Here is a 17097-nt window from a genome sequence, read left to right as displayed (position 1 = left end):
CCGGGGCTCACCAGGTGGGCAGCGCGCTGACCCCGCCGTCCACCACCAGGTCCGTACCGGTGATCCAGCCGGCCGCGTCCGATGCGAGGAAGACGCAGGCGTTGCCGATGTCCTCGGGGCTGCCGAGCCTGGCCAGAGGCGCCGCCCGGGACCAGCGGCGGACTCCTTCGGGCCAGTCGTCCCGCAGGCCGGGACGTTCGATCAGCCCGGGGGACACGGTGTTGACGCGGACGGCGTCCCGGCCGTGTTCCAGGGCTGCGGAGCGGGCGAACATGATCAGCGCGGCCTTGGACGCGCAGTAGTGCGCATGGCCCGGGGTCGCCTGGCCGCCCTCGATCGAGGCGATGTACGTGATACTGCCGCCGCCTCGGGCAGCCAGGAGAGGTACGGCCGCGCGGGTGCAGGAGAACGCGCTGGTGGTGTTGGTGTCGTACATCTGCCGCCAGTCGTCGTCGGTCATGTCCGCCAGGTCCCGGACGGGCTGGATGCCCGCGGCGTGGACGAGCGCGTCCAGTCCGCCGCGCCAGTCGGCCGCCGTTTCGAGGAGCCGCTCGCACTCGGACGCACGGTTCAGGTCCGCCTGTACGGACAGCGCCTGCCCGCCGGCGTCGACGATCTGCGCCACCAGCGCCTGGGCCGACTTCTCGTTCTCGCGGTAGTGCACGACGACCCCGGCGCCGGCGGCGGCGAACCGGGCGGCGATGCCTCCGCCGACGAGGCCGCTGGCCCCGGTGACCAGGGCGACGCGCCCGGTGAGGTCGGGCAGGCCGGTGTCTCGCGCGGACGTGTTCCGCGGGCCCGCGGGAGGGCCGGTCGTCCCGGGCCCTGCCGTTCCGAAGCCGGCCGTCCCGGACCCGGTGGCCCCACGTCCACCCCCATCACCGCCGCCCTCGCGCGCGGCAGCCTCGTGCCCGGTCGTCTCACTCATCGTCGTCACGGGTGTCTGCGTCACGGATGTCGTCCTCTGCGGTCATGGTGAGCGGGGCGCCTGTGCGGCACAACTCCCGGATACGTACGGCCTGTCGGGGGTAGCGGGCAGCGAGTCGGTCCGGGTCGCCGCCCTCGTAGTCGGCCGGCGCGAACCCCGGCGCCATGGTCGTCCCGAACAACGACCAGCCGCCGCCCCGCGCGACCCGTGCGCCCATCCACGTTCCGGCCGGCACGACGTACTGCACGGGGCCGCCCCGCGCGAAGTCGCCGAGCGGCACCAGGCGGTCGGTGCCGTCCGGCGCGAGGAGCAGCAACTCCAGCGGGTCACCGCGGTAGAAGTGCCACACCTCGTCGGCGGGCAGCCGGTGCAGGGCGGAGAAGTCGCCGGGGGCCGAGGTCAGCAACACCATGATCGCCGACCCGGACGCGCGGCCGGTCGCGTCGGGCGGCCCGGCCCACGTCCTGCGGAACAGTCCACCCTCCACAGGCAGTGGCCGCAGCCCGTAGCACCCCGCGAGGGCACGCGCCTCGGCCAACGGATCGTCGTTCGTGGTCACCGGCTGCCCCTACCCGTCGATACGTTCGGCGATGCGCGGCCATGCCCAGGACGTTCGGCAATGCACGGCCACACGTCCGGACGGTGACCGGGCCGGCGGTCCGGAACCGCACCCTCGCCCTCCCCCCACCACACAACCCCCCACAACCGCACCCCTCCCGGCCTCTTTCCCACAGGGTCGAACAAGCCCTACCGTTGACGCGCATCGATGCATCAGTGACACGCGCAGACCACGCGTCACAGATCAGGTCATTCCACCCTCGTCCGTGAGTATCAGGCATCACGAGAGCGCCACGAGTACGGAGGAACCCCCCATGCGTCGCACGCCCACGCGCCCTACCGCCCCCACACCGCCGTCGGCCCACTTACGCGCCCGGAGAGTCGCGGGCGCACTCACCGCGGCGCTGCTCTGCGCCGCGGGCCTCGCCGCTCCGGCCGCCGTCGCCGCACCCGCGCCCGCCCGCCAGCCGGCGCCCGCACCCGTGCCCGGTCCCACCGAGCGGCCCAAGCTGCCGGACGGTCTCGCCCTCACCCCGCCCATGGGTTTCAACAACTGGAACTCCACCCACTGCCGCGCCGAGTTCAACGAGGCCATGGTCAAGGGCATCGCGGACCTCTTCGTCGAGAAGGGGCTCAAGGCCGCCGGGTACGAGTACGTCAACCTGGACGACTGCTGGGCGAAGCCGGAGCGCGACGCGGCGGGCAAGCTGGTGCCCGACCCGGTGCGGTTCCCCCAGGGGATCAAGGCGGTGGCGGACTACGTCCACGCCAAGGGCCTGAAGTTCGGCCTGTACAGCAGCGCGGGCACCAGGACCTGCGACAGTGTCGGCATGCCGGGCGGGCTGAACCACGAGTACAGCGACGCGGAGCAGTTCGCCGGGTGGGGCGTCGACTACCTCAAGTACGACAACTGCAACAACCAGGGCGTGGACCACATGCTCCGGTACACCACCATGCGCGACGCGCTGAAGGCCGCATCCGCCAAGACCGGCCGCCCCATCCTCTACAGCCTCTGCGAGTGGGGCTCGTACCGGCCGTGGGAGTGGGGCAAGGACGTCGGCCACATGTGGCGCACGACGGGTGACATCAACGACAGCTGGGGCTCGATGCTGTCGATCATGAAGCAGAACCTGCCGCTGGCGAAGTACGCGGGCCCCGGCGGCTGGAACGACCCCGACATGCTGGAGGTCGGCAACGGCGGCATGACCGGCACCGAGTACCGCACCCACTTCTCCATGTGGTCGATCATGGCGGCCCCGTTGCTGATCGGCTCCGACCTGCGCAAGGCCACCCCGGAGACCTTCGAGATCCTCTCCAACAGGGAAGTCATCGCCGTCGACCAGGACAGGCTCGGCAAACAGGGCGCCGTGGTGAGTTCCGAGGGCGGCCGGTGGGTCGTCGCCAAGGAGATGGCCGACGGCAGCCGGGCCGTCGCGCTCTTCAACGAGACCGGCTCCCCGCAGCGCGTGGCCACCACCGCCGGGTCCGTGGGCCTGCCCGCCGCCACCGGTTACCGGGTGCGCGACCTGTGGCGGAAGACCACCGGGCACACGGCGGGCACCCTCGCCGCGACGGTCCCCGCGCACGGCACCGTGCTGCTGCGGGTGTCGGCCGACGAGCGGTGGGCCACCCTGCCGCCGGTCGTCGAGGCCGGCACGGACACCGCTGCGCCGACCGAGGTGGGCCACGGCGCCGAACTCGTCTCCACCGTCGCCGACCTGGGCCGCACGTCCGCGTTCGGGCTGTCGGTGCGGCTGACGGGCCCTGCGGGCTGGAAGATCCGCGCGACCACCCCGAGCAGCACCCCGGAGCTCCCCGGCGGCGAGCGGCTGCGCACCGGGTGGTCGGCCGTCGCGCCGCCGGGCACCGGGCCCGGGAGTTACGGCCTGACCCTCACCGCCTCGTACCGCTCGGCCGCCGGGCAGCGGCTGACCACGACCGTTCCGGCAGCGGTGCGGTTCGCGGTGGCGCCGCCGGCCGGGGTCTCGTACGCGAGTGACCTCGGGACGCTGAGCTCGGCCAACGGCTGGGGCCCGATCGAGAAGGACCTCAGCAACGGCGAGGAGCCGGCCGGCGACGGCAGGCCGCTCACCGTGGGCGGCCAGGTCTTCACCAAGGGCCTGGGCACCCACGCGGCGAGCGAGGCCGAGTACTACACCGGCGGTAAGTGCGCCACCTTCACCGCACGGGTCGGTCTCGACGACGAGTCGGGCGACAGGGGCACGGCCGTCTTCGAGGTGTGGGCCGACGGCCGGAAGGCGGCGTCGACCGGAGTGCTCGACAACTCCTCGGCCGCACAGGCTGTTTCCGCCGACGTGAGCGGTGCGCAGACGGTGCGGCTGGTGGTCACCGACGGCGGGGACGGGGTCGACCACGACCACGCCGACTGGGGCGACGCGAAGCTGAACTGCTGACCGCGGTCCGAACCGGGAGCCCGGCCCGGCCAGGGGCGGGCTCCCGACCCGGCCAGGGGGGGGTGGGCTCCCGACCCGGCCAGGGGGGGTGGGCTCCCGACCCCGAAAGCTCCCCCTCGCAGGCCGGTCAGCCGGCCGCGCGGCGGCTGCCGGTCCCGCCCCGGCCCGTGCCGAGCAGAGCCGCTGCCGCCGCGCCCACCAGACCGGCGTCGTTGCCCATCTGTGCGGGCACCACCTGCAGCTCCTGAACGAAGGACAGCGCGGCGTAGTCCTTGAGTGCGCGCCGCAGCGGGTCGAACAGCACGCCGCCCGCCCCGGCCACTCCGCCGCCGATCACCGCGATGTCCACCTCCACCAGGGTCGCGGTCGCGGCGATCCCGGCGGCCAGCGCCTGGGCGGCACGTTCGAACGAGGCGAGGGCGACCGGGTCCCCCGCCGCTGCCGCGGCTGCCACGGCGGCCGCCGTGGTGTCGCCGTCCGCGCCGGGGAGCCAGCCCTGCTCGACGGCGCGACGGGCGATGTTGGGACCGCTGGCGATGCGCTCGACGCAACCGCGCGAACCGCACGGGCAGGCGTCTCCGTTCACCTCGACACTGATGTGGCCGATGTGCCCGGCGTTGCCGGTGGGCCCGGGGTGCAGGGTGCCGTTCAGGACGAGCCCGCCGCCGACGCCGGTGGAGACCACCAGGCACAGGGCGTTGTCGTGGCCGCGGGCCGCGCCCTGCCAGTGCTCGGCGGCGGTCATCGCGACCCCGTCGCCGACGAGTTCGACCGGGAGGCCGTCCGCTGCCGTGCGCACCCGCGCCACCAGCGGGAAGCCGCGCCAGCCCGGCACGTTGACCGGGCTGACCGTGCCGGCCGACGCGTCGACGGGGCCCGCGCTGCCGATGCCCACCGCGCGCACCTCGGGCCACAGCGGCGACTGCTTGAGCGTGTCGAGCACCGCCTCCACCGCGCCCATGACCGTGTCGCCGTCCTCCTGTGCGGGGGTCGGCAGCTGGGTCCTGAGGCGGATCCGGCCGGTGCCGTCCACCAGCGCTCCGGCGATCTTGGTGCCGCCGATGTCGAGCGCTGCGACGAGGTCGGTGGACTCGGTGTACATCGGCGTGCATCTCCAGAAAAAAGAGGAACGGAAAAAGATCAGGGGACTGGGCCAGTCTCCATATTGCTGACAACGTTGTCCAGACAGTGGGGCCCTATGCTCGGTGCCACACCGCCGCACGCCCCACGCCGACGACCGACAGGACAGCGCACAGTGGCCGACACCGCACCTCCTTCTACCGCCGCAGCGAGGTCCCAGCGCCCCCTGCCGCCCTCTGGCCGCTACGGAAACCGGCCGACCATGAAGGACGTGGCCGCCCGCGCGGGAGTCGGTCTCAAGACCGTCTCACGGGTCGTCAACGCCGAGGCCGGCGTCACCCCCGACACCGAACGACGTGTCAGGGAGGCCATCGACGCCCTGGGTTTCCGCCGCAACGACAGCGCCCGGGTGCTGCGCAAGGGCCGTACCGCCAGCATCGGCCTGGTGCTCGAAGACCTCGCCGACCCCTTCTACGGGCCGCTGAACCGCGCCGTGGAGGAGGTCGCCCGCTCGCACGGCGCGCTGCTCATCAACGGCTCCAGCGCCGAGGACCCGGAGCGTGAGCAGGAACTGGTGCTCGCGCTGTGCGCCCGCCGGGTGGACGGGCTGATCGTGATTCCGGCGGGCGACGACCACCGCTACCTTGAGCCGGAGATGGCCGCGGGCGTCGCGACGGTGTTCGTGGACCGCCCGCCGGGCCGGATCGACGCGGATGTCGTACGTTCCGACAGCTTCGGCGGTGCGCGGGACGGCGTGGCGCACCTGATCGCGCACGGCCACCGCAGGATCGGGTTCATCGGCGACCAGCCGCGGATCCACACCGCGACGGAGCGGCTGCGCGGCTACCACGCGGCGATGGAGGACGCGGGCCTGCCCGTCGCCGAGGGCTGGGTGGAGCTGGGCAGTACGGAACCGGAGCGGGTGCGGGCCGCCGCGGTCGCGATGCTGGACACCGCGGACGAGCCGGTGACGGCGGTCTTCACCGGCAACAACCGGGTGACGGTAACGGTCGTGCGGGTCCTCGCGGGGCGCGAACGCCCGGTCGCCCTGGTCGGCTTCGACGACTTCGAGCTGGCCGATCTGCTCGTCCCCGGCGTCACGGTCGTCGCCCAGGACGCCGCGACGCTCGGCCGTACCGCCGCGGGCCTGCTGTTCAGCCGGCTCGACGGAGCGGCAGGGGAACCGTCCCAAGTGGTGCTGGAGACCCGGCTCGTCGCCCGCGGTTCGGGTGAGATCCCGCCGTGGGACGCCGTCTGAGAACGCGGGAGGCCCCCCGGCCGGGCCGGGGGGCCGGGTTCCGGCCGGCCGGGCCCCGGGCGGCGGGGGCCCGGAGCGGCGGCGGTGCGGTTACGGAGCCGTGGTCGTGAGGTCCCCGCGGCGCGGTACGGCGAAGCTCTCCAGGTCCGCGCGGGTCAGCCCGCTGAGCTTGGCGACCTCGGCGGTGTCCAGGGCGCCGCAGTCGATGCCGCGCAGCAGGTACCCGGCGAGCGCCTTCGCGGACGCGGGCTCGTCGGCGACGTCGCCGCCGACGACCTGGTTCGCGTACGCGGCGAGGCGTGCGGCAGCCTGCTCGAAACCCTCGCGGTAGTAGGTGAAGACGGCCGCGTAACGGGTCGGCAGGTGACCCGGGTGCATGTCCCAGCCCTGGTAGTAGGCGCGGGCCAGGGCGCGCCGGGTGAGGCCGTAGTGCAGGCGCCAGGCGTCGTGCACCTTCTCGGTGGGGCCGACCGGCAGGACGTTGGTGGAGCCGTCCGAGACGCGTACGCCGGTGCCCGCCGCGGCGACTTGCATGATCGCCTTGGCGTGGTCGGCCGCGGGGTGGTCGCTGGCCTGGTAGGCGGCGCTGACGCCGAGGCAGGCGCTGTAGTCGAAGGTGCCGTAGTGCAGCCCGGTCGCGCGGCCCTCGGCCGCTTCGATCATGCGGGCGACGGTGGCGGTGCCGTCGGCGCCGAGGATGGACTGGCTGGTCTCGATCTGGATCTCGAAACCGATCCGGCCGGCCGGCAGGCCGTGCGCCTTCTCGAAGGCCTCGACCAGGCGCACCATCGCGGTGACCTGCTCGCAGTACGTGACCTTGGGGAGCGTCAGGACGAGCCCGTCGGGGAGGCCGCCGTTCTCCATCAGGCCGGTGAGGAAGACGTCCAGGGTGCGGATGGCCCGGTCGCGCACGGGGGCCTCGAAGCACTTCATACGGATGCCGGTGTACGGGGCGGCGGTGCCGTCCTTGTACGAGTCGGCCACCAGGCGCGCGGCGCGGGCGACGTAGGTGTCCTCGTCGGCCGCGGTGCCGCCGTAGCCGTCCTCGAAGTCGACGCGCAGGTCCTCGACCGGCTCGCGCTCCAGCTTGGCGCGTACGCGGTCGTACACGGCGTCGGCGAGGGCCGGGTCGAGGCCGAGCACCTCGGCGAACACCGCGGCGCTGGGGGCGTGCTCGTCGAGCATCTTGAGCGCCTGGTCGCCCCAGGAGCGTATGGTGCCCGCGTCGTAGAGGTTGCCCGGGACGTACACGGTGTGGACGGGCTGCCGGGTCCCTGGGTCTCCGGGGTAGCGGCGCTCGAGCTCCGCGTCGATCGGTACGAGGGAGGCGCTGATCCCCTCGCTGACCGCGCCGGCGAGGCTCGTTGCCACCTTCTCCTGCTGACCCATTCCAACCCTCCAGTTTTCGCGGTTTCCGCTTCCCGGAATAAACAATCCGCATAGCGAAGTTAATGGCTCGCATGATCCGCGTCAATGGCTGCCGGGAACGGGCCGCCACACGGCTCGGGGCCGTGCGGCAGAACACCGCACGGCCCCGAGTTCGTACAAGAAGTTGCAGGTCAGCCCTTGCGGGACTCGACCTCATCGGTCAGCTGGGGAACGACGGCGAACAGGTCGCCGACGACGCCGTAGTCGACGAGGTCGAAGATCGGGGCCTCGGCGTCCTTGTTGATGGCGACGATGGTCTTGGAGGTCTGCATACCGGCCCGGTGCTGGATCGCGCCGGAGATGCCGGAGGCGACGTACAGCTGCGGCGAGACGGACTTGCCGGTCTGGCCGACCTGGTTGGTGTGCGGGTACCAGCCGGCGTCGACGGCGGCGCGCGAGGCACCGACGGCCGCACCGAGGGAGTCGGCGAGCTTCTCGATGATCGAGAAGTTCTCGGCGCCGTTGACGCCGCGGCCGCCGGAGACCACGATCGCGGCCTCGGTCAGCTCGGGGCGGCCGGTGGACTCGCGCGGTGTGCGCGAGACGACCTTGGTGCCGGTGGCGGCAGCGGAGAAGGACACGGTCAGCGCCTCGACCGCGCCGGCCGCCTGGGCGGGCTCGACCGGGGCCGAGTTCGGCTTGACGGTGATGACCGGGGTGCCCTTGGAGACACGGGACTTCGTGGTGTACGAGGCGGCGAACGCGGCCTGCGTGGCCACCGGGCCCTCGTCACCGGACTCGACGTCGACGGCGTCGGTGATGATGCCGGAGCCGATGCGGACCGCGAGGCGGGCCGCGATCTCCTTGCCCTCGGCGGAGGACGGGACGAGCACGGCGACCGGGGAGACGGCGTCGTACGCGGCCTGGAGCGCGTCCACCTTCGGAACGACGAGGTAGTCGCCGAACTCCGGGGCGTCAGCGGTCAGTACCCGGGTCGCACCGTGCTCACCGAGCACCGCGGCGGCACCGTCGCCACCGGCGCCGAGGAAGACGGCGACGGGCTCGCCGATGCGGCGGGCGAGCGTCAGCAGCTCCAGGGTGGGCTTGCGGACGGCACCGTCCACGTGGTCGACATAGACGAGAACTTCAGCCATGGGAATGCTCTCCTGCGAGTGCGAAGAAACGGGGCGGGGGTTGAGGTGCGCGGGCCTGCTGCGCCGGTCCGGTAGAACGCCTCCGGACCTCGGCCGCTAGATGAACTTCTGGCCCGCGAGGAACTCGGCGAGCTGCTTGCCGCCCTCGCCCTCGTCCTTGACGATCGTGCCCGCGGTGCGCTCCGGGCGCTTGTCCGCGGAGTCGACCTTGGTCCAGGAGCCTTCGAGGCCGACCTCCTCGGCGTCGAGGTCAAGGTCGTCCAGGTCCAGGGACTCCACCGGCTTCTTCTTGGCGGCCATGATGCCCTTGAAGGACGGGTAGCGGGCCTCTCCGGACTGGTCCGTCACCGACACGAGCGCCGGGAGGGAGGCCTCCAGCTGCTCGGTGGCGGAGTCGCCGTCGCGGCGGCCCTTGACGACACCGTCCTCGACGGTGACCTCGGAGAGCAGCGTGACCTGCGGGACGCCCAGGCGCTCGGCCAGGATCGCGGGCAGGACGCCCATGGTGCCGTCGGTCGACGCCATGCCGGTGATGACCAGGTCGTAACCGGTCTTCTCGACAGCCTTGGCGAGCACCAGCGACGTGGCCATGACGTCACTGCCGTGCACGTCGTCGTCCTCGACGTGGACGGCCTTGTCGGCGCCCATGGAGAGCGCCTTGCGGAGCGCGTCCTTGGCGTCCTCCGGGCCCACCGTCAGGACGGTGATCTCCGCGTCGTCGGCCTCGCCGGCGATCTGCAGCGCCTGCTCGACGGCGTACTCGTCGAGCTCCGACAGCAGACCGTCGACATCGTCGCGGTCGACCGTCAGGTCATCGGCGAAGTGCCGGTCGCCGGTGGCGTCGGGCACGTACTTCACACAGACAACGATCCTCAAGCTCACGCCGGCTCTCCTACTGCATCGTCTATTTGTCGGCTGCCTCGTTGCAGGCAGCATAGGCGCCTGAAGGGGCGGTTTCCGGTCGGGGCGGGTTACGTCCCGACCAGAATATTACTCGCCAGTACACCCATAGCTTTCCCGATGAGCAAGCGCTTTGAACTGTGACCTGTCCAACGCCGCGCGATCGGCCCCGCAAGCGCGCTTGCGGGAACCCTCAGTCGCGCAGGGCGTTGAAGCGCCCCTGGTGGTAGAGGAGCGGCCGGCCCGCACCCGAGGGATCACCGGCGACGGCCTCGGCGAGCACGATCCGGTGGTCCCCGGCGGGCACCCGCGCCACCACCCGGCACACCAGCCACGCCAGTACGCCGTCGAGCACCGGCACGCCCTCGGGGCCGACCTGCCACCGTGTGGGCGCGCCGAACCGGTCGGCGCCGCTGCGCGCGAACGTCGCGGCCAGCGGCTCCTGCTGCTCGCCCAGTATGTGTACGCCGATGTGCTCGGCCTCCGCGATGACGGGCCAGCTGGAGGACGTGGTGCCCACCCCGAAAGAGAGCAACGGGGGTTCGGCCGCGACAGAGTTGAGGGACGTGGCGGTGAATCCCACGGGCTCACCCCCGCGCCCGGCGGCGGTGATCACGGCGACCCCGGCGGCGTGCTGCCGGAAGACGGAACGGAACAGTTCGGGGGTGGCCTGCCGGGGAGCGGCGAGGGCGGGCTGGAGCGTCATGGAGTTGTCCTTCGGGGACGGAGGGCGCGGTCCTGGGGTCCGTGGCTGCTCAGACACCCGGACAACGCGCGCTCGCGCAGCGGGCCAGGTCCACGTGGGCCCGCCCGTGCAGAAGGATTTCCGTGGGCATGGTGTCACCCTGACGATCGGGGGTGGACGCAGTCAAGTACGCGCGGGGCCGCGGCCACTGGGAGATTGATCACGTCGGGCCCTTCACCGGCCCCGGCCGGGTCACCCGACGGCGTGCCCCAGGGCGGCGATGACGTCCACCCTGCGCGGCTGCCCCGTCGCGCGCCGCACGATCCGGCCCGCCCCGTCCAGGACGAGTACGGTCGGCGTCTGCCGGACGTCCAGCCGCCGTACGAGTTCCAGCCGGCCCTCGGCGTCGATCTCCACGTACGTCACTCCCTCGACCATCGCCGCCACCTCGGAGAGGGTCCTGCGGGTGGCCCGGCACGGCTGGCAGAACGCGCTGGAGAACTGCACGAGGGTGGCCCGCTCCCCCGGCGCGACGCCTAGTTCGCCCGCGCCGAGCCGCGTGGTGGCGTCGTGTTCCGGCATATTTCACCCTCCCCTTACGCGGTGCTTGACACAGTGTGCAGCGTTCGGCCCGGCGCCGTGATTCCCCGCCCTCCCGTCGCCCTCGACGAACCCGCAGCAGGTCAGGGTATGAGTGGACATCGCGGGACGTGATGAGAATCTCGCGTTCTGGGTACCCGGGGACTGGCTACTGGGCCGTACATGGGGCACGATCTGCCCAACGCCGAAAACCTACGGCAGCGTAACTTTCACACCGGGAGAGCCCTCCCCGGTCAGAGAAGGGTCCCCCGTCATGGCAGAACTCGTCTATCGACCGGTCATCGGCGCCGCTCGCACCCTCTTCAAGGCGCTCGACCTCAAGATCGACACTCAGGGTTCTGAGAACATCCCCCGCTCGGGCGGGGCAGTGCTGGTCAGCAACCACATCAGTTACCTCGATTTCATCTTCAACGGCTTCGCCGCCCTTCCGCAGAAGCGCCTGGTGCGCTTCATGGCGAAGGAGTCGGTGTTCCGGCACAAGGTGTCGGGGCCGTTGATGCGCGGCATGAAGCACATCCCCGTGGACCGCAAGCAGGGTGAGAACGCCTACCGGCACGCGCTGGACTCGCTGCGTTCCGGCGAGATCATCGGGGTCTTCCCGGAGGCGACGATCTCCGAGTCGTTCACGTTGAAGAGCTTCAAGTCGGGCGCGGCGAGGCTGGCCCAGGAGGCCGGCGTACCGCTGATCCCGATGGCCGTCTGGGGCACCCAGCGGATCTGGACCAAGGGCAGGCCGCGCAACTTCGGCCGTCACCACATCCCCGTCACCATCCGCGTGGGCAAGCCCCTGAAGGCCTCGACGGACGAGTACGCGGGCGCCATCACCCGGCGGCTGCGCGAGCACGTCCAGGAGTTGCTGGAGGCCGCCCAGCGCGCCTACCCGGTGCGCCCGAGGGACGACAAGGACACGTGGTGGGTCCCGGCCCACCTCGGGGGCACGGCCCCGACCCAGGCACAGCTGCGCGAGGCGGGCTGAGGCCTCACAGGGCGTCCGGCAGCGCGTCCCACAGGCACTGAGGCCTCATAGTGCATCCGGTAGCGCGTCCCACAGGCGGGCGCGGTCCGGCGCCTCCTTGAGGACACGGAGCACGGCCGGGTGGGGTGCGGCGTACAGGGTCGGGTAGTCCCGCTCGCCGCGCTCCCCGGCCGGCACGAACGCCAGGCGCTCGCCGTCGAGCGAGAACCGCGCGTCGACGCCTTCCTTGTTGCCGCGGCAGTCCTGCCGGTGCCAGCCGCCGCGAAACCGTACGGCGACCAGTCCGTGCACACAGTGGCCGCCCGCTCCGTCGTACTCCAGCCGCTGGTAGCAGAGCGCGGTGGGGATGTCCTCCGCGCGCAGCAGCGCGGCCAGGGCGTGCGCCTTGGCGTGGCAGATCCCGGTGCGCTGCGCCAGGACGTCCGAGGCGCGCCAGGTGACGCGCGGATCTCCCGAGTCCGCCGAGTGCGGGAGGGTGTCCCGTACGTACTCGAAGGCCGCATGGGCGTATGCATATGAGTCCGCGACCTGTCCGGCGAGTTGTGCGGCCGTCCGCCGCACGAGCGGGTGGTGGTGGTCGATGGCCTCGTCGGACGCCAGATAGGCGGACAGGTCCGGGTTTTGCTGGATCAGCTCCATGGCCCGTGAGCATAGGAATGCGACCGACCGAGAGTCAATAACTTTTCGGTCGATCGCATATCTATGCATCTCACGAGCCGCCCCGGGGGACTGCTCAGCGGGCCATCTCCTCCTTGAGCGCCTGCACGAAGGCGTCCACGTCGTCCTCGGTGGTGTCGTAGGCACACATCCAGCGCACGTCGCCCGCAGCCTCGTCCCAGAAGTAGAAGCGGAAGCGTTTCTGGAGGCGTTCGCTCACGTCGTGCGGCAGCCGGGCGAACACCGCGTTCGCCTGCACCTCGTGGAGGATCTCCACGCCGTCGACGCCGCGGACGCCCGCGGCGAGGCGCCGGGCCATCTCGTTGGAGTGCCGGGCGTTGCGCAGCCACAGGTCGCGTGCGAGCAGCGCCTCCAGCTGCACCGACACGAAGCGCATCTTGGAGGCGAGCTGCATGGACGACTTGCGCAGCCGCTTCATCGCCGCCGGGCGGACCGCGTCCGGGTCGAGGACGATCACGGCCTCGCCGAAGAGCATGCCGTTCTTGGTGCCGCCGTACGACAGCAGGTCGACGCCCGCGGCGTTGGTGAAGGCGCGCATGGGGACGTCGAGCGAGGCGGCGGCGTTGGCGATGCGCGCGCCGTCGAGGTGGACCTTCATGCCGTGCGCGTGGGCGTGGTCGCAGATCGCCCGTATCTCGTCCGGGGTGTACACCGTGCCGAGTTCGGTGTTCTGGGTGATCGAGACGACCTGCGGCATCGCCCGGTGCTCGTCGTCGAAGCCCCAGGCCTGCCGGTCGATCAGCTCGGGGGTGAGCTTGCCGTCCGGGGTCGCCACCGTGAGCAGCTTGAGTCCGCCCATCCGCTCGGGGGCACCGCCCTCGTCGACGTTGATGTGGGCGCTCTCGGCCGCGATCACCGCGCCCCAGCGGTCGGTGAGCGCCTGCAGGGAGACGACGTTGGCGCCGGTGCCGTTGAAGACCGGGAACGCCTCGGCGGACGGGCCGAAGTGGCCGCGCACCACCTGCTGGAGGTGCGCGGTGTAGTCGTCCTCGCCGTACGCGACCTGGTGGCCGCCGTTGGCGAGCGCGAGGGCGGCCAGGATCTCGGGATGGGCGCCCGCGTAGTTGTCGCTGGCGAACCCCCGTGAGGTGGGGTCGTGGTGCCGACGGGCGTCCGTCCTGGGCCGGTTCACCGGTCCGCTCACGGTGGTGGTGGTCGTGGTGGTCACGGTCGTCGTGGTGGTCGGTTCCGGCGCGGAACCGCTCCCGGGCTCCGTCACGGTTCGGGGGTCAGCCACAGTCGCTGTCCATTCACTTCGGCGGCGGGCCGCTCCCAGACACCGGCGATGGCCTCGGCCAGTTCCGTGACGTCGGTGAAGCCCGCGAACTTCGCATTCGGGCGCTCGGCGCGCATCGCGTCGTGCACCAGAGCCTTGATCACCAGGATGGCAGCAGCGGTACGCGGCCCCTGCTCGCCCCCCGCCTTGCGGAAGGCGTCGCCCAGGGCGAGCGTCCACGCCTCGGCGGCAGCCTTGGAGGCGGCGTAGGCGGCGTTCCCCGCGGTGGGCCTGGACGCGCCCGCGGCACTGATCAGCAGATAGCGGCCCCGGTCACTGCGCTGGAGGCCTTCCTGGAAGGCGAGCGAGGTGTGCTGCACGGTGCGGATCAGCAGCTTTTCGAGCAGGTCCCAGTCGGCGAGGTCGGTCTCCGCGAAGGTCGCCGAACCGCGCCAGCCGCCGACGAGGTGGACCATCCCGTCGACCCGGCCGAACTCCTTCTCGGTCTTGTCCGCCCACGCGCGGGTGGCGGCCAGGTCGAGCAGGTCGACGGTGTCGCCCGTGACGGTCGCGCCGCCGTGCGCGTACCGGGCGGCATCGACGGCCTCCGCGAGACGGGCGGCGTCCGCGTCCGCGCCGACGACCGTGGCCCCGGCCTCGGCGAGTCGCAGCAGCGTCGCGCGCCCCGCGGGCCCGGCCGCGCCCGCCACCGCGATGACGGCCCCCTCCAGAGGCCCCTCCGGTGTGTTGCGTGCGGTCATGTCGGTCGCCTCCTGGGCGCGGGAGCTCACGCGGCCACCCGCTCGGCGCCCGCCGCGGTGATCCCCTTGGTCGAGGCGATCACTGACTTGAGCTTCTTGGAAAGCGCCTCATAGAACATGCTCAGCGGAAACTCGTCGGGAAGCACGTCGTCGACCAGTTTCCGGGGCGGCAGCGAGAGGTCCAGGGCGTCGGGGCCCTTGGCCCAGCGCGATCCCGGGTGCGGGGAGAGATAGCGCGCCACCAGGTCGTACGCGGCGAACCAGTGCACCAGTTTCGGGCGGTCGATGCCGGCCCGGTACAGCTCCTCGATCTCGGCGCAGAGCTGGTTGGTGACCTGCGGGGCCCGCACCCAGTCGATCTTGAGGGTGTTGTCGGTCCAGCGCACCACGTCGTGCTGGTGCAGGTACGCGAAGAGGAGCTGGCCGCCCAGCCCGTCGTAGTTGCGCACCCGCTCGCCGGTGACCGGGAAGCGGAACATCCGGTCGAAGAGCATCGCGTACTGCACGTCGCGGCCCTGCGGGACGCCGTCAGCCTCCAGCTTCACCGCCTCCCTGAAGGCGGTGAGGTCGCAGCGCAGCTCCTCCAGGCCGTACATCCAGAACGGCTGCCGCTGCTTGATCATGAAGGGGTCGAACGGCAGGTCGCCGTGGCTGTGCGTGCGGTCGTGGACCATGTCCCACAGTACGAAGGCCTGCTGGCAGCGGTCCTGGTCGGCGACCATCGCCCGGATGTCGTCGGGCAGTTCGAGGCCCAGGACGTCCACGGCCGCCGCGGTGACGGCACGGAAGCGGGCCGCCTCGCGGTCGCAGAAGATGCCGCCCCAGGTGAACCGCTCCGGCGCCTGGCGCACGGCGATCGTCTCGGGGAAGAGCACGGCGGAGTTGGTGTCGTAACCCGAGGTGAAGTCCTCGAAGGTGATGCCGCAGAACAGCGGGTTGTCGTACCGCGTGCGCTCCAGCTCCGCCAGCCACTCGGGCCACACCATGCGCAGCGCGACCGCTTCGAGGTTGCGGTCCGGGTTGCCGTTCTGGGTGTACATCGGGAACAGCACGAGGTGCTGGAGTCCGTCGGCGCGCGAGGCGGCCGGCTGGAAGGCGAGCAGCGAGTCCAGGAAGTCGGGGACCGCGTAGCCGGATCCGGCCCAGGCACGCAGGTCGGCGACGAGCGCCCGGTGGTAGGCGGCGTCGTGCGGCAGCAGCGGGGCCAGCTCCTCGACCGCGGTGATCACCCGGTCGAGCACGGCGTCCACCTCCCCGCGGGCGGGGGCGCCCTCGGCGTCGAGATCGATCGAGCCGTCGGCGCACTGCCAGGGCCTGATCTGCTCCACCGCGTCCTTGAGCACCCGCCAGGCAGGGTGGTCGACCACCCGCGAGGCTTCCGCCACGGCTCCATCGGCTATGCCCTGCGCCAAGATTTGCGTCATGTCACTTCCTCCACCGGAGAACCTCGCGTCAAGGAACCGTATCCACGCAGGGTTATCTCGCACAAGTGGGCATGGAACAAATTATCCTGCCGCACCCCCCAGATCACCGGAATTCTTCCTGCCGTGCACTTCGAGGGCGGCGATGGCTTCCGTGACGGCGGCCATCGCCGTACGGGAGTCGGCGAGGAGCCCGGTGAACCCGAGAAACCCGTGGAACATCGCGGGGAAGTGCCGCGCGGTGACCGCCACCCCCGCCGCCCCCAGCGCGCGGGCATAGTCCCTGCCCTCGTCGCACAGCGGGTCGCAGCCCGCCGTCAGGACAAGGGCGGGCGGCAGCCCGAAGAGGTCCCGGGCGCGCAGCGGCGAGACGTCCGGATGCCGCGCCACCTGGCTCGCGGCGCCCTCGGGCCCCAAGTACTGCTCCCAGAACCACCGCATGTGCGCCGCCGTCAGGAAGTAGCCGCGGGCGTTGTCCCGGTACGAGCGGGTGTCCTGGGCCGCGTCGAGCACCGGGTAGAGCAGCACCTGGAGGGCGAGGTCGGGGCCGCCCCTGTCGCGCGCGATCCGGGCGGCCACCGCGGCGAGCGCGCCGCCGGAGCTGTCTCCGGCGACGACCAGCGCGCCCGGGTCGCCGCCCGCCTCCTCGATGTGCTCGGCGACCCAGCACAACGAGGCGTACGCGTCCTCGACCGCGGCCGGGTACGGCGCCTCGGGTGCGAGCCGGTAGTCCACCGAGACGACGGCCGCGCCCGCGCCCCGGCAGATCTGGCGCACCGTGCCGTCGTGCGAGTCGAGACCGCCCAGGCTGAACCCGCCGCCGTGGAAGAAGACGACGGTCGGGTGAGGGACGGGACGCGTCGGCCGGTAGACGCGCACGCGGATCCCCGGCGCCCCCGCGGGCCCCGGGAGCGTACGGTCCTCCACGGAACCCACCGCCGGGCACCCGGCACCGGGCGGGAGCGACGCGGCGAGGACACGACGGGCTCGGGCCGCGTCGGTGACGCCGCCCCCGAGATCGGGAAAACCCCTGGTCATACGGTCGACCAGGGGGCGGGCCGCGGGGTCGAGCCGGTCGCCCTGCGCGGTACCGGTCATGT

Annotated in this window: 16 protein-coding genes; 3 read left to right on the top strand and 13 right to left on the bottom strand. The window is 72.0% G+C overall.

What is annotated here, in order from left to right; all coding sequences use genetic code 11:
- Nucleotides 1-7: 7 nt before the first annotated feature.
- Together ACIQM4_RS23225 and ACIQM4_RS23220 are read right to left on the bottom strand one after the other, a co-directional pair.
- The gene (locus ACIQM4_RS23225; protein ID WP_401594703.1) at nucleotides 8-952 is read right to left on the bottom strand and encodes an SDR family NAD(P)-dependent oxidoreductase; all 945 of its coding nucleotides are present in this window, start codon (nucleotides 950-952) and stop codon (nucleotides 8-10) included.
- Nucleotides 921-1487 carry a cupin domain-containing protein gene (locus ACIQM4_RS23220; protein ID WP_401594700.1) on the bottom strand — a complete coding sequence of 189 codons (567 nt, stop codon included), beginning with the start codon at nucleotides 1485-1487 and terminating at the stop codon, nucleotides 921-923. The genes ACIQM4_RS23225 and ACIQM4_RS23220 overlap by 32 nt, the downstream gene beginning before the upstream one ends.
- 313 nt (nucleotides 1488-1800) lie before the next feature.
- Here ACIQM4_RS23220 and ACIQM4_RS23215 point away from each other — a divergent pair, with 313 nt between their 5' ends.
- A complete protein-coding gene (locus tag ACIQM4_RS23215) occupies nucleotides 1801-3900 on the top strand; it encodes an NPCBM/NEW2 domain-containing protein (protein WP_401594697.1) in 2100 nt (699 codons plus the stop codon).
- A 127-nt stretch (nucleotides 3901-4027) separates the two neighbouring features.
- Here the strand turns inward: ACIQM4_RS23215 and ACIQM4_RS23210 are convergent, their stop codons facing one another.
- Nucleotides 4028-5002, bottom strand: a complete 975-nt coding sequence (locus tag ACIQM4_RS23210; RefSeq protein ID WP_401594694.1) for an ROK family protein — start codon at nucleotides 5000-5002, stop codon at nucleotides 4028-4030.
- A gap of 240 nt (nucleotides 5003-5242) precedes the next feature.
- On the opposite strand from ACIQM4_RS23210, the gene ACIQM4_RS23205 reads away from it, so the two are divergent.
- Entirely contained in the window at nucleotides 5243-6238 is a 996-nt protein-coding gene (locus ACIQM4_RS23205) for a LacI family DNA-binding transcriptional regulator (protein WP_401594691.1), read from the top strand.
- 90 nt (nucleotides 6239-6328) lie between these two features.
- Here ACIQM4_RS23205 and ACIQM4_RS23200 read toward each other — a convergent pair whose 3' ends face one another.
- From ACIQM4_RS23200 to ACIQM4_RS23180, 5 genes are all read right to left on the bottom strand, one after another.
- A complete protein-coding gene (locus ACIQM4_RS23200) occupies nucleotides 6329-7627 on the bottom strand; it encodes a DUF6986 family protein (protein WP_401594688.1) in 1299 nt (432 codons plus the stop codon).
- A 170-nt stretch (nucleotides 7628-7797) separates the two neighbouring features.
- Nucleotides 7798-8760, bottom strand: a complete 963-nt coding sequence (locus ACIQM4_RS23195) for an electron transfer flavoprotein subunit alpha/FixB family protein (RefSeq protein WP_401594686.1) — start codon at nucleotides 8758-8760, stop codon at nucleotides 7798-7800.
- Nucleotides 8761-8856: 96 nt separating this feature from the next.
- Nucleotides 8857-9642, bottom strand: coding sequence for an electron transfer flavoprotein subunit beta/FixA family protein (locus ACIQM4_RS23190; protein WP_401594683.1), 786 nt, complete (start codon nucleotides 9640-9642; stop codon nucleotides 8857-8859).
- Between the two features lie 211 nt (nucleotides 9643-9853).
- A complete protein-coding gene (locus tag ACIQM4_RS23185) occupies nucleotides 9854-10366 on the bottom strand; it encodes a flavin reductase family protein (RefSeq protein ID WP_401594680.1) in 513 nt (170 codons plus the stop codon).
- A 231-nt stretch (nucleotides 10367-10597) separates the two neighbouring features.
- A complete protein-coding gene (locus ACIQM4_RS23180) occupies nucleotides 10598-10927 on the bottom strand; it encodes a TlpA family protein disulfide reductase (protein WP_401594678.1) in 330 nt (109 codons plus the stop codon).
- A 271-nt stretch (nucleotides 10928-11198) separates the two neighbouring features.
- Between ACIQM4_RS23180 and ACIQM4_RS23175 the strand changes: the two genes are divergently transcribed.
- A complete protein-coding gene (locus ACIQM4_RS23175; protein ID WP_401594675.1) occupies nucleotides 11199-11921 on the top strand; it encodes a lysophospholipid acyltransferase family protein in 723 nt (240 codons plus the stop codon).
- Between the two features lie 45 nt (nucleotides 11922-11966).
- On the opposite strand, the gene ACIQM4_RS23170 is transcribed toward ACIQM4_RS23175, so the two are convergent.
- The 5 genes from ACIQM4_RS23170 to ACIQM4_RS23150 all read right to left on the bottom strand — a co-directional run bounded on the left by ACIQM4_RS23170 (nucleotide 11967) and on the right by ACIQM4_RS23150 (nucleotide 17095).
- Entirely contained in the window at nucleotides 11967-12560 is a 594-nt protein-coding gene (locus ACIQM4_RS23170) for a transglutaminase domain-containing protein (protein ID WP_401594672.1), read from the bottom strand.
- 94 nt (nucleotides 12561-12654) lie between these two features.
- Nucleotides 12655-13731: a threonine aldolase family protein gene (locus ACIQM4_RS23165; protein ID WP_401595052.1), complete on the bottom strand. Its 1077-nt coding sequence runs from the start codon at nucleotides 13729-13731 to the stop codon at nucleotides 12655-12657.
- Between the two features lie 83 nt (nucleotides 13732-13814).
- Complete coding sequence (locus ACIQM4_RS23160; RefSeq protein WP_401594669.1) at nucleotides 13815-14576, bottom strand: SDR family NAD(P)-dependent oxidoreductase; 762 nt, start codon at nucleotides 14574-14576, stop codon at nucleotides 13815-13817.
- Nucleotides 14577-14602: 26 nt separating this feature from the next.
- Complete coding sequence (locus ACIQM4_RS23155; protein WP_401594666.1) at nucleotides 14603-16000, bottom strand: DUF6421 family protein; 1398 nt, start codon at nucleotides 15998-16000, stop codon at nucleotides 14603-14605.
- A gap of 81 nt (nucleotides 16001-16081) precedes the next feature.
- Complete coding sequence (locus ACIQM4_RS23150; protein WP_401594663.1) at nucleotides 16082-17095, bottom strand: alpha/beta hydrolase fold domain-containing protein; 1014 nt, start codon at nucleotides 17093-17095, stop codon at nucleotides 16082-16084.
- Nucleotides 17096-17097: the final 2 nt, after the last annotated feature.

This window comes from Streptomyces sp. NPDC091272 (assembly GCF_044757485.1).
In the GTDB taxonomy this organism is placed as follows: Bacteria; Actinomycetota; Actinomycetes; order Streptomycetales; family Streptomycetaceae; genus Streptomyces.
This window is presented reverse-complemented; position numbering and strand designations above follow the sequence as displayed.

What these genes read in the sequence shown, in the direction of transcription:
- ACIQM4_RS23170 (WP_401594672.1), bottom strand. Translation starts at nt 12,560, where the DNA reads ATGGAGCTGATCCAGCAAAACCCGGACCTGTCCGCCTATCTGGCGTCC.
- ACIQM4_RS23195 (WP_401594686.1), bottom strand. Translation starts at nt 8,760, where the DNA reads ATGGCTGAAGTTCTCGTCTATGTCGACCACGTGGACGGTGCCGTCCGC.
- ACIQM4_RS23180 (WP_401594678.1), bottom strand. Translation starts at nt 10,927, where the DNA reads ATGCCGGAACACGACGCCACCACGCGGCTCGGCGCGGGCGAACTAGGC.
- ACIQM4_RS23155 (WP_401594666.1), bottom strand. Translation starts at nt 16,000, where the DNA reads ATGACGCAAATCTTGGCGCAGGGCATAGCCGATGGAGCCGTGGCGGAA.
- ACIQM4_RS23150 (WP_401594663.1), bottom strand. Translation starts at nt 17,095, where the DNA reads ATGACCGGTACCGCGCAGGGCGACCGGCTCGACCCCGCGGCCCGCCCC.
- ACIQM4_RS23185 (WP_401594680.1), bottom strand. Translation starts at nt 10,366, where the DNA reads ATGACGCTCCAGCCCGCCCTCGCCGCTCCCCGGCAGGCCACCCCCGAA.
- ACIQM4_RS23210 (WP_401594694.1), bottom strand. Translation starts at nt 5,002, where the DNA reads ATGTACACCGAGTCCACCGACCTCGTCGCAGCGCTCGACATCGGCGGC.
- ACIQM4_RS23205 (WP_401594691.1), top strand. Translation starts at nt 5,243, where the DNA reads ATGAAGGACGTGGCCGCCCGCGCGGGAGTCGGTCTCAAGACCGTCTCA.
- ACIQM4_RS23175 (WP_401594675.1), top strand. Translation starts at nt 11,199, where the DNA reads ATGGCAGAACTCGTCTATCGACCGGTCATCGGCGCCGCTCGCACCCTC.
- ACIQM4_RS23160 (WP_401594669.1), bottom strand. Translation starts at nt 14,576, where the DNA reads ATGACCGCACGCAACACACCGGAGGGGCCTCTGGAGGGGGCCGTCATC.
- ACIQM4_RS23200 (WP_401594688.1), bottom strand. Translation starts at nt 7,627, where the DNA reads ATGGGTCAGCAGGAGAAGGTGGCAACGAGCCTCGCCGGCGCGGTCAGC.
- ACIQM4_RS23215 (WP_401594697.1), top strand. Translation starts at nt 1,801, where the DNA reads ATGCGTCGCACGCCCACGCGCCCTACCGCCCCCACACCGCCGTCGGCC.